Below are 11,209 nucleotides of genomic sequence, written 5' to 3'. Positions count from 1 at the left end.
GGCGCCGTGCCGCTCCCTCAGTGGCGTAAAGCCAGGTTAAGGACGACTCCGGTGCCCTCTCGTCCTCCGCCGGGACGAACCCTCCCCGACCCCAGGTACGGAGCAACCCCTAGGGGCTGTCCACCGACGGGTGGACCTCGTCTCAGGGTCGCGTCCACCCACCGGCCCAGCGAGCCTCCACCCTCCCGTCCCGTGAGGGTCAAGTGCCTCACTTGCTCAGCGCCTCCTTGCGGATCAGCTGGACGAAGCTCGGGGTGCCCTGTGTCGTGCGGACGTCGATGAACTCGCGCACGTACCGCCGGTCCTCCGCCTGCCGCAGCAGTTCCCGGGCCAGGTCGCGGCGCGCGGTGTAGCGCCCCGGCAGACGTGAGGTGCCCACGCGGTAGTCGCTGACGTCCGGCGCGTCGAACAGCCCGCCGGGACGGATCACCGTCCAGTCCAGGTCGCTGCGGCGGACGATCTCCTCCATGCGCCGCATGTCGTCGTAGACCGTACGTCCCATGAACCGCGCCACGGCCGGCTCCAGCACCCGGCGGAAGAGGAAGCCCTCACCGGGAGCGGGCGTGCCGAACATGATCGTGGAGGTGACGGCGACCAGGCGGCGCACGCCGTGCACGGTCATGGCGCTGATCATGTGCGTGGCGCCGGCGGAGTACACACTGACCGGTTCACGGCCGAACGGCACGCCGAGCGCCGAGATCACCACGTCGTGCCCGGCCACCACGTGCTCGACCGCGTCCGGGTCGAGCACGTCCGCCCCGGCCACCCGCACCCGTGCCCCCCGCACCGGGAAGGCCTCGGGATGGCGGGTGACGGCGGTGACACGGTGGCCGGCCGCGCTCGCCCGCTCGACGACCAGCCGGCCGGTGGGCCCGTTCGCCCCGAAGACGACGATGTTCTTGATGCTCCGCACGGTGGACTCTCCTTCGACCGCTGCCCGTCGCGGTGTTCCGGCGTTGCGCCGTTCCCGCGTTTCCACGGACCAGAGGACGAAGGGCCCCACGATGTGACATCACGGCGGCGGAAGGGCCGACGGCGGCGCAGTAAGCGCATACCGACCACTCAGTTTGGCGAAAAGGCAGCGCGGTTCCGGGGCTCCGAGTAGCGTGCGTGACCCGCAGCACCCTCCCCACGCCACCTCCCACCCCGCACCTCTCTTCCAGAGCCGCCACTCGAGGAGCCCGGGATGTCCCACCCCGCTCACGATCCCCCGCCGCCGTACGGCACGTATCCCCCGACGCCGTACGCCGCGCACCCCTCGCCGTCGTACACCGCGAACCCCTCGCCGTCGTACGCCACGTACCCCTGGCAGCCGTCACCGCCCGCACCGGAGCCGGACGCGCGACGGTCGCCGCGACGGGAGGCGCTCGGGCACCACAGCGACCTGCGGATCCTGCGCGGCGCCTACCGCTGGCAGCGGCGCGTGGCCACCCTCACCGCGCTCGGGTACTTCACGCTCTTCCTCATCCTGTCCGCCTTCGCGCCGTCCTTCATGACGGACGACGGCCCGGGCGGGCTGCCCGTCGGGCTGCTGCTCGCCCTCGCCCAGCTCCCGGTCACCCTGCTGGCGATCTCGCTGTACGAGTACACCGCGCGCCGGTACGTCGACCCGATCGCGGACCGCATACGCCGGCAGGCCGAGCTGGACAGCAGGCGGGGGGCGGTGCGATGACGCTCTTCAGCGGCCCGCCCCAGGCGATGTCCCTGGTGGCGTTCACCAGCGTCGCCACCATCACCCTGCTGCTGTGCGTGATGACCGGCCCGGACCGGGACGACCTCGACGAGTTCTACACCGGCTACAGCTCCCTGTCCCCCATGCGCAACGGCCTGGCCATCGCCGGCGACTACATCTCGGCGGCCAGCGTGCTGGGCACGGGCGGGGTGATCGCCCTGTGCGGCTACGACGGGATCGTGCTGGCGCTGAGCACGGCGCTGTCACTGATGCTGATGATGTTCCTGCTGGCCGAACCCCTGCGCAACGCGGGCCGGTTCACCATGGGGGACGCGCTGGCGCGCCGGATGCCGGGGCGGGCCGTACGGATGACGGCGTGCGCGGTGACCATCGCCGCGCTGGTGCCCCTGATGCTGGTGCAACTGGCCGGCACGGGCCAGCTGCTGGCCTTCATCCTCGGGTTCTCCAGCGACTCGCTCAAGACGGGCTGTGTGATCGGCCTGGGCGCGCTGATGATCAGCTACGCGGCCATCGGCGGGATGAAGGGAACGGCCCTCATCCAGATCCTGAAGATCGTGATGCTGCTGGGGTCCGGGGCCGTGGTCGCCCTGCTCATCCTGCGGCGGTTCGACTGGGACCCCGGCGCCCTCTTCCACACGGCGGCGCGGCAGAGCGGGGTCGGGGAGGCCTTCCTGCACTCGGGGATCGAGTTCGCGGGTGGTTCCAGCCCCCGCCTCGACATGATCACCTCCGAGCTGACGGTGGTCCTCGGCGGTGCCTGCCTGCCGCACATCACCATGCGCACCTACACCGCCTCCAGCGCACGGCAGGTGCGGCGGTCGATGTCCTGGGCGGTGTCGTGCGTGGCGCTGTTCGTGCTCGTCGTCACCGTGGTCGGCTTCGGCGCCACCGCGCTCGTCGGACGCACGGTGATCGCGCGGGCCGACCCTCAGGGCAACACCGCCTATCTGCTGGGCTCACGGGCCGCGTTCGGGGCGGACGTCTCGACCGGAGAGACGTTCCTGTTCACCGCCGTCACCACGGCCCTCTTCCTGACGCTGCTCGCCTCGGTCGCCGGAATGATCCTGGCCTGCGCCAACTCCCTCGCCCACGACGTCTTCGCCGCCCGTGTGCAGGAGATGCCGGCGCGCCGCGAGATGACGCTGGCCCGCCTCTCGGCGCTGGCGGTGGGCGTTCCCACGATCCTGCTGGCCACGCTGGTCCAGCACCGCAGCCTCCAGCCGCTGGTGACGCTGAGCTTCTGCCTGGGCGCCTCCGCCATCGCGCCCGCCCTGGTCTACAGCCTCTTCTGGCGCCGTTACACCCGAACGGGCCTGCTGAGCACCCTGATCGGCGGCACCCTCGCGGTGCTGCTGCTGATGCCGGGCACCAACCTCGTCTCCGGCTCGCCGGTCGCCGCCTTCCCCGACGCCGACTTCAACTACTTCCCCTTCACCACGACCGGCCTGGTCACCATCCCCCTCGGCTTCCTGTTCGGCTGGCTGGGCACGCTGGCCTCCGGCCGGGCGAAGGCGGAGGAGCAGCGGCACCAGTACGAGTCGGTGGAGGGCTGGATCCTGGCGGGGGCGGTGCGGAGGGGGAGCTGACCCGAGGAGGGCCGGCGGCCCCGTGCCACGCCGCACGGGCGGGCCCTACTCGGCCCAGGCCCGCCCGGTCAGTGCGGTGATGCTGTTCTGCACGGTGTCCATCTGGGCCCGTACGTCGTCCCACATCTCGCCGTGCTCGCGCAGCACCCGTTCGGTCTCGCGGGCGATCCGGTCCGCCCGCAACCGGGCCTCGGCCAGCACTTCGGCCGCCCGTGCCCGTGCCTCCTCCGGCGCCCGCCGCTCCTGCTCCCGGGCGTCCGCGAGGGCCTGTTCGGCCGCCGCCAGCGCGGCCTCGGCCGTCTCGAGGCGCCGGGCGTGCTCGGCCTCCAGCGCGGCCTGACGCCCGCTCTCCTCCCGCTCCGCCTCGGCGAGCCGGGCGGCGTGCTCACGGGACTGCTCGGTGAGCATCCCGGAGGTGCGCTGCCGCATCTCGCGCAGGGCCGCCATGGCCTCTCCGCGGCTCGCCTTCACCTCGCGGCGCACGGAGATCCGCAGTTCCTCGGCCTCCGCCTGGGCGGTGAGGAGCCGCTGCCGGGCCCGTTCCTCGGCCTCGGCGCGTACGGCGTCGGCGTGCGCCCGAGCGGCCTTGAGCACGGCGTCCGCGTGCTCCCGCGCCGACTCCTGAAGCTGCCGGGCCTCCTGCCGCGCCTGCTCGCGCACCGTCTGCGCCTCCCGTTGCCCCAGCTCGTACAGCCGCCGGGCGCCCTCCCCCAGCGACTCGTAGGTCTGCTCACCGATCCGGTCGACGGCCTCCCGCAGGGCGGCGAGCTCCGCCTCCATGTTCTTGGCCAGCACGGTCAGCCGGGCGGCTCGCTCCCAGGCGGCGTCGCGTTCGTCGGAGAGGGCGTCCGCACAGGCGTTCACCTGGCTGGGACGGTAGCCACGCCCCCGTACGACCACGAAGCCGTGAAACACGGCCGATGACCTGGAGGCGCTGCCCATCCTGAACCCCTCTCCGCAGAAGCCTCGCCGAGCGGATGCGACACGATGATTTCGCGCACATCTTGAGGTATTGGGCGGAAATGTTCATAACGCGACACTCCGGACGTACGATTCGATCGCCCGCCGAACACAAAAAGGCCGGGTGGGGTCGTACCGGTCGTACGACCCCACCCGGCCCGTTCGGCGTCATCCGGCCTCATCCGGCCTCGTCCGGCATCATCCGGCCGCAACCGGCCTCGTCGGCCTCACACGCCGTCAGATGCTCACGCGCTCACAGCAGGCCGTCCCACATCTGCTCCAGCAGCACCGACCACCAGCTCTCCGGCGAACCGAGCGCCGCCGGGTCCAGGGCGGTCAGCTGGGCCTGGAAGTCGACGGTCCAGCGGCCCGCCTGCTCCTGGTTCAGACCGTGGCGCAGCCGCCACATCCGCCCGAGCAGCGCCAGGCAGCGCGCGAACTCCGGCAGGCCGGTGTTCACGAACTGCGGCGGCACGGACGTACCGCCCGGCCCCGCCTCCACCGGCACCGCGACGATGTTGGCCGTGCCGTACTGCACGCAGATCGCCTTGCCGAAGTCGCTGCCCATCACCAGGTACGAGCCCGCGTCCGGGGCCGGCTGCACACCGCGCTCGGCCGCCAGTTCGGCCAGCGTCGGCACCGGCCGCCCCGGCTGGGCCTGCGCCCAGAAGAACGGACCCATGTCCATCGGCAGACCCGCCACCACCAGCGTGTGCGCCACGACCGGCGGCACGCCCTGGCGGGACACCGCCGCCTGCTCGAACCGGAACACGCCCGGCCCGAAGGCCGCGCCGAGTTCCTGGGCGATGCCCTCCGGCGCGACCGGCGGCACCGCCTGCACCGGCGGGATCGGCGCCCGGACCGGGGCCGGACGGGCGGGCCCGTCGGCCACCTGGTGCAACTCACCCTGATGGGCGAGGAGCTGCGCCATGCCCTGCTGCCGGCTCGCATGGTCGGTGCCGTACGGCGCGATCGACGTGATCCGCGCCTGCGGCCACTGCTCACGGATCATCCGCGCGCAGTAGGCGCCCGGCAACTGACACGACTCCAGCTCGGTGTGCAGCTCCAGCACCTGGTCCGGCGGCACGTTCATGGCGCGCAGCTCGTGGAAGATCTGCCACTCCGGGTGCGGCATGCCCGGCGCCGAACGCCGGATCAGCTGCTGCTCGGAACCGTCCTGGGCGCGGTAGCGCAGCACGGCCTGGTAGCCGGGACCGACGGTCGGCTGGCTCTGCTGGGGATAGCCGTAGGCCGGAGGCTGCTGACCGGGCACGGGCTGACCGGGCACGGGCGGCTGACCGGCTACGGGCTGACCGGGCGGTGGCATGGCGCCCGGGGGCATGGGCTGCGGCGGCTGCGGGGCCCCCGGAGGCGTACCGGGAACGCCGGGGGCACCCGGGGCGCCCGGGGCCGGCGGTGGCGGAGGCGTGCCGGGGCCGCCAGGCGTGGGCCCGGCCAGCATGGTCGCCGCGTGGTGCACGGCGCCCTGCCCGGTTCCCGGCGCGCCGGGGACACCCGGGGTGCCCGGAGCACCCGGAGCACCCGGAGCGCCGGGCGCACCCGGCGGCTGCGGCGGCCCGGGGACACCCGGAGCGGCGGGCGGTCCCGGCGGACCGGGCGGCTGCGGGACGCCGCCACCCTGACTGGGGTCGGCGAGCATCGTGGCGGCGTGGTGGACACCGCCCGGAGGCGTACCGCCGGGCGTGCCGGGCGCACCCGGGGTGCCCGGAGCCCCTGGCGGGGGAGGCGTCGGCGGACCGGCGGGGCCCCCGGGCCCGGAGTGACCGTCGGGCCCGAGCGACGAGACGAGCTGGGTCGGCACGTACCCGCCCGCGGCACCGGAGGCCCCCGGCGCACCTGGGGCACCCGGGGCACCGGGCGCGGGCGGCGCGGAAGCCGCGCCCGGCCGCGCACCGGGTGTCCCGGGGGCGCCCGGCGGCGGAGGCGTGGGCGAGCCGCCCCGCGCACGGCGCGGCGGAGGCGCCGCCTTGCTCGTCGCTGCGTCCGCGATGTCACCGGCGTTCGGCGCGAGAGGCCGTCCGGGACCGGCCGGCGGCGCAGTGGCCTGGGCGCCCGGAGCCGGGGCGCCCGGAGCGCCCGGAGCGCCGGGAGCGCCGGGACCCTGCGGGTAGCCGTACGACGGAGGGGCCGGCGCCGGAGGCGGAGTACCCGGACCCGCCGGAACCCCCGCGTCCGGAGCACCCGTGGCCCCGGCGCCACCGGGCGCACCGGAGGCACCAGGTGCACCAGGCGCACCGGGACCCTGCGGGAAGCCGTACGACGGAGCGGCCGGCGCCGGAGGCGGAGTGCCCGGCCCCTGCGGATAGGCGTTCGACGGACCGCCCGGCGGCGGAGGGGGCGTGCTGCCCTGGGGTGCGCCGGAGGGCGCACCCGGGACGCCCGGGGCTCCCGCGGCTCCCGGGTCGTCGAGGGCAGGCGCCAGAGCCGTTCGCGGAAGTTGGCTGCCGCCCTCCATCAACGCCGTCTTGGCGTCCGGAGCGGCGGCCGGAGGCGGAGTGTCGTCGTCGGCGTCGCTCAGCGGCGGCGCGAACACGGTCGCGGGCAGCGGTACGGAACGGTCGTCCCCGCCGTCGGCGTTGGTGTCCGTCCCGGCCCACGGGGTCGCCCCGGCGGGCGCACCGGTGACACCCGCCGCGGCGGGCGCCGCGGGAGCACCCGTGCCGGCCCCGGCCGGCCCGCTCACCGGCACCCCGGCCTGCGTCCGGGGCAGCGCGTCGCCCCCGGCGCCCGCACCCGCACCCGCACCGGACCCGGGACCGGAAACCGGGTCCGCACCCGCATCGGCCCCCGGCCCACCGCTGCCACCGCGCCGGTCCGGGATCCCGAGCTTGTCCGCCGCCTCCTGCAACCACTCCGGCGGGCTCAGCAGGAACGACGTCTGGTTCAGGTCCACCCGGGCGGGCGGCGCCGCGGCCGCCCGGTCGGCCTCGCCGTCCGGGCCGCCGTACTCCTCCTCGTACCGGCGGATCACCTCGCCCACCGGCAGCGCTGGCCACAACGTGGCCTCCCCGCTGTCCCGCGCGATCACCAGCCGCTGCGCACCGCCGTCCGAACGCGGCCCGTCCGCACGGTCCTCGGCCCACACCACGAAACCGAGGCCGAACTCCCGTACCCGCACCTCCCGGTGCTGGTACGACGGCACATCACCGTTGATCCACTCTTCCGCGCGCTCCTGCGCCTGCGCGAAGGTCACCATCGCCCGACCTCACTCCCCCACCGACGACACGGAAGACGGCGCGGACGGCACCGGCACGGCCCGTGCGAAACCGCCGTCCACCATCAGGTTCGCCACCGTCTCCAACTCCGGCGGAGAGCCAGCCAGCCGGGACAGGAAGGCGTCGAAGTCCGCACCGCACGGCAGCAGCAGCCGCTCCACGCGCTCGGCCTGCGACCACGACGGATCGACGTCCCGCACGTCGTCGTACGCGCAGAACCACACCGACCCGGCCCGCTCGCCCCGCACCTTCACGGCCAGCAGCCCGCCCTGCACGAAACCGACCCCCAGATAGTCCTTGGTCAGGTGGTCGCGCAGACACTTGTTGACGTACACCAGGTCGTTGACCGCCGCCTCCTCACGCACCGTGAAGAACGGCTGGTCGATCAGCAGCCCCAGTTCCGCGTCCAGCGCCGTCCCGACCGGCGCGCAACCGCCCGCCGCCTTCAGGAACGACCGGTACGCGCCCGGCAGCCGGTACCCCAGGTCCTCCTCGACCCCCTGCACCTGCTGCTCCGTCACCGCCACACCCGACTTCGGCAGCCCGAAGTGCGCCGGCCGGGTCTCCTGCAACGGCCGGGTGCCGCGCTTGGTCTGGTCGACGTTCGCGGTCGCGATCCCGCCGTGATGGCGCAGCAGCGCCTTCACCTCCACCGGGACCAGCTCCAGGCGCCGGGTGCCCGCCACGTGGTGCCAGGTCCAGCCGTGCGGGGTCGCCACGTTCGGCACCGTGTCCCACAGCTCGTGCCCGGACGCCGCCAGCGCCGCGTTCGCGGAGACGTAGTCCGTCAGCCGCAACTCGTCGACGCCGAAGCCCTCCGGCGGGTCGGCGATCTCCGCCGCCGCCCGCGCGTACGGCGAGAAGTCGGGGTGACCACGCTCGTCCACCCGTACCCCTCTCGGGTGACGGGCGGCCCGCACCGGGTCCGGGAAGTGCACGACCTGCCCGGCATAGGCCGCGTTCGGCGGCGCGGCTTGCCCCCCAGCCTGGCGGCTGGGCGGTGCCCCCAGCCCGAGCCGACCTGATGTCATGGCGGTTGCCCCCTGCGGCACTCTGTACGGCCCACGGCGGGACGGCTGCTGACGCCGTACCGCCAAGACCCGTATCGACTACTTCTCTCCAACGCGTCGACCGCGCGCATCGCGGCGTGCCGACAGCCTATGCGGTACGCCGACACCGGTCACCGGGCCTCCACCCACCGGCCACCCACTCCCCATCACCCCGCCGTGACCAGCCGTCACCCCACCGTGACACACCGCCCCGGCCCGGGCGTGTCGCGGCGCCCCAGCTTCCGCAGCCGCCACGCGATTTGGCACTCTGTGTCCTCCGGGGGGATGCTCGGGAGGGGATGATGATCATGAACGCGACGCAGACGGGACCGCATGCCGGTGCCTCCGGCGATCCGAGGATCGGCTGGAGCAGCACCGAGACGCCCCACGCGCCCGCCCTCCGCCACCGCCGCGACGGCATACTGCCCACCATCGCCGCCGCCCTGTCGGTACGCGGCGCCACCCTCACCGGCACCGCCGCCCGCGGCGAGGAACCCCCCGCCCTGCACCCCCTCGTCCAGGACTTCCTCGACACCCTCACCAGTGCCCAGCGCGACCGCTTCACCGGCCGCTGCGCCGAGACCATCCTCATCTCCCGGCACATCAGCGCCGCCGACGCCGGCCGCAGCAAACGCGCCTCCCGCAAACCCATGACCAACGGCGAGGCCCGCAAAGCCCTCAAACAGGCCAAACTCACCGCCCGCCGCATCCGCGAGGACGGCGACCCCCTGCACGGCAGCTTCGCCACCCCCTGCCGCGCCTGCACCGCGCTCAGCGCCCACTTCGGCGTCCGCATCGTCGACCCCGCGGACGGCGAAGCCTGACGACCCGCACACCCGGCCACGCGCACCGCACCCCCACCACGGCCACGACGATCGAAGGGCAGATGCACGCCGACCGCCACACCACCACCCGCTTCGCCGTACCCGTCGACGCCGCCCTGCGCGCCGCCGGCTGGCAACCCGGACGCTGGGACATAAAGCAGGCCGAAGTGTGGGCCGACGCCCTGCGCGACCACGCCTCCCCGGCCGGCCACCGGCACACCGTCTTCCCCGCCGCCGTCGAGGCCTGGGCCGAATTCGGCGGCCTGCGCATCACACCCACCGGCAGCGGCCGCCAGATCGCCCCGGCCACCCTCGACCTCGACCCGCTGCACGGCCTCCACATGGCCCGCACCCTCGGCGACCTCGGCCGCGCCCTCGACACGGAGGTCTGCCCCCTCGGCACCGAGACCGACACCGAGTCCCTGCTCGCCGTCGACACCGAGGGCCGCGTCTACGCCCTCGACCACACCGGCGACTGGTACCTCGGCCCGGACATCGACCAGGCCCTGTCGGCCCTCATCTCCGGCATAGCCCCGGTACGCCTGACAGCAGGCTGACGCACGAGCCGAACCCGAACCGGACGCGACCCGGACACCAGCCGGACCGAAGCCGAACACGCACCGGACACCAGCCGGACGGAAGCCGAACACGAACCGGACACCAGCCGGACGCGAGCCGGAACCGACGCGGGGGCAGGGCCTACGCGGCCGGAATCACCGCCGACACCCGGAAACCACCGGCCTCCGTCGGCCCCGACACGAACACGCCGCCCAGCGCCACGACCCGCTCCTTCATCCCGAGCAGACCGTTCCCACCGGACGGCAACCGCGCCGACGACGCCGACGACGGCTCCGGCGGCGGCTCGTTCTCCACCTGCATCGCGATCTCCGACCCCCGATGCGCGAGCCGCACATGCGTCTTCGCCCCCGCCGCGTGCTTGTGGACGTTGGTCAGCGCCTCCTGCACCACGCGATAGGCGGTCTGCTCGATCTCCGGGCCGTAGGACCGCGCCTCCCCCTCCACCGACAGATCCACGACCATCCCCGCGGCCGCCGACTGCCCGACCAGCTCCTCCAGCTCCGCCAGACACGGCCCCTCGGCACCGCCCGGCTCACCGGCCGCCCGGGAGGCCGCGGCAGCGGCGGCCACCCCCACGGCGACCAGCGGCACGGAAGCGGAAGCCCGCTCACGGCGCCGCCGCCCCTGCCCGTCCCCACTGCGCAGCACCCCGAGCATCTCCCGCAGCTCGGTCAGCGCCTGCCGCCCCATGTCGCCGACGAGCGCGGCATTGCGCACCGCCTTCTCGGGATCCTTCCGGGCCACCGCCTGCAACGCGGCGGCGTGCACGACCATCAGACTCACCCGGTGCGCGACGACGTCGTGCATCTCCCGGGCGATCCTCGTCCGCTCCTCGTTGCGGGCCCACTCGGCCCGCTCCTCCGCCCGCTCCGCGAGCAGCTGCAACTCCCGCTCCAGACTGTCCGCCCGCTCCCTGAGCGACTCCATCAGCCGCCGCCGGGCACCGACGTACAGCCCCAGAAGAAGAGGAGGAGCGGTCAGCCCGAGCGAGGTCGTCACGGCGGCGAACGGAACGAACCAGTCCCCGAGGGAGAAATCCCCGCGCGCCATGTCCTGCCGCACCCGCACGAACGTCACGATCATCGTGCCGAGGAACGACATCCCGGCCAGCGCCCCGATGATCCGCCGCGGCAGCTCGCACGCGGCCAGGGTGTACAGCCCGACGATCCCCATCAGGAAGCCCATCTGGGCCGGCGTGACGGCGATCGCCACCAGCACCACGGCGATGGGCCACCGCCGCCGGATCAGCAGCACCGACCCGGCCAGCACCCCGAACACGATG

General features: G+C 74.1%; 9 protein-coding genes. 4 read left to right on the top strand and 5 right to left on the bottom strand.

The window, feature by feature from the left end; genetic code table 11:
• Positions 1 to 208: 208 nt before the first annotated feature.
• Positions 209 to 913 (bottom strand): NAD(P)H-binding protein, encoded by a 705-nt coding sequence (locus tag ABZ484_RS28065; RefSeq protein ID WP_358868712.1) that lies wholly within the window; start codon positions 911 to 913, stop codon positions 209 to 211.
• Positions 914 to 1,186: 273 nt separating this feature from the next.
• Between ABZ484_RS28065 and ABZ484_RS28060 the strand changes: the two genes are divergently transcribed.
• Positions 1,187 to 1,672: a DUF485 domain-containing protein gene (locus ABZ484_RS28060; protein ID WP_358868711.1), complete on the top strand. Its 486-nt coding sequence runs from the start codon at positions 1,187 to 1,189 to the stop codon at positions 1,670 to 1,672.
• Positions 1,669 to 3,279 carry a cation acetate symporter gene (locus ABZ484_RS28055; protein WP_358868710.1) on the top strand — a complete coding sequence of 537 codons (1,611 nt, stop codon included), beginning with the start codon at positions 1,669 to 1,671 and terminating at the stop codon, positions 3,277 to 3,279. Before ABZ484_RS28060 ends, ABZ484_RS28055 begins: the two co-directional genes overlap by 4 nt.
• Before the next feature lie 45 nt (positions 3,280 to 3,324).
• Here ABZ484_RS28055 and ABZ484_RS28050 read toward each other — a convergent pair whose 3' ends face one another.
• From ABZ484_RS28050 to ABZ484_RS28040, 3 genes are all read right to left on the bottom strand, one after another.
• On the bottom strand, positions 3,325 to 4,221 hold the full coding sequence (locus tag ABZ484_RS28050) for a cellulose-binding protein (RefSeq protein ID WP_358868709.1): 897 nt from the start codon (positions 4,219 to 4,221) through the stop codon (positions 3,325 to 3,327).
• 271 nt (positions 4,222 to 4,492) lie between these two features.
• Positions 4,493 to 7,456: an SUKH-4 family immunity protein gene (locus tag ABZ484_RS28045; RefSeq protein ID WP_358868708.1), complete on the bottom strand. Its 2,964-nt coding sequence runs from the start codon at positions 7,454 to 7,456 to the stop codon at positions 4,493 to 4,495.
• 9 nt (positions 7,457 to 7,465) lie between these two features.
• On the bottom strand, positions 7,466 to 8,506 hold the full coding sequence (locus ABZ484_RS28040; protein ID WP_358868707.1) for an SMI1/KNR4 family protein: 1,041 nt from the start codon (positions 8,504 to 8,506) through the stop codon (positions 7,466 to 7,468).
• A gap of 317 nt (positions 8,507 to 8,823) precedes the next feature.
• Here ABZ484_RS28040 and ABZ484_RS28035 point away from each other — a divergent pair, with 317 nt between their 5' ends.
• Complete coding sequence (locus tag ABZ484_RS28035; protein WP_358868706.1) at positions 8,824 to 9,348, top strand: YwqJ-related putative deaminase; 525 nt, start codon at positions 8,824 to 8,826, stop codon at positions 9,346 to 9,348.
• A gap of 62 nt (positions 9,349 to 9,410) precedes the next feature.
• Positions 9,411 to 9,905 (top strand): SUKH-3 domain-containing protein, encoded by a 495-nt coding sequence (locus ABZ484_RS28030; RefSeq protein ID WP_358868705.1) that lies wholly within the window; start codon positions 9,411 to 9,413, stop codon positions 9,903 to 9,905.
• Between the two features lie 142 nt (positions 9,906 to 10,047).
• On the opposite strand, the gene ABZ484_RS28025 is transcribed toward ABZ484_RS28030, so the two are convergent.
• A partial coding sequence (locus ABZ484_RS28025) for a histidine kinase (RefSeq protein ID WP_358868704.1) occupies positions 10,048 to 11,209 on the bottom strand: 1,162 nt, incomplete at its 5' end.

Origin of the sequence: Streptomyces sp. NPDC006393, from assembly GCF_040628575.1 — a bacterium.
Taxonomy (GTDB): domain Bacteria; phylum Actinomycetota; class Actinomycetes; order Streptomycetales; family Streptomycetaceae; genus Streptomyces.
This window is presented reverse-complemented; position numbering and strand designations above follow the sequence as displayed.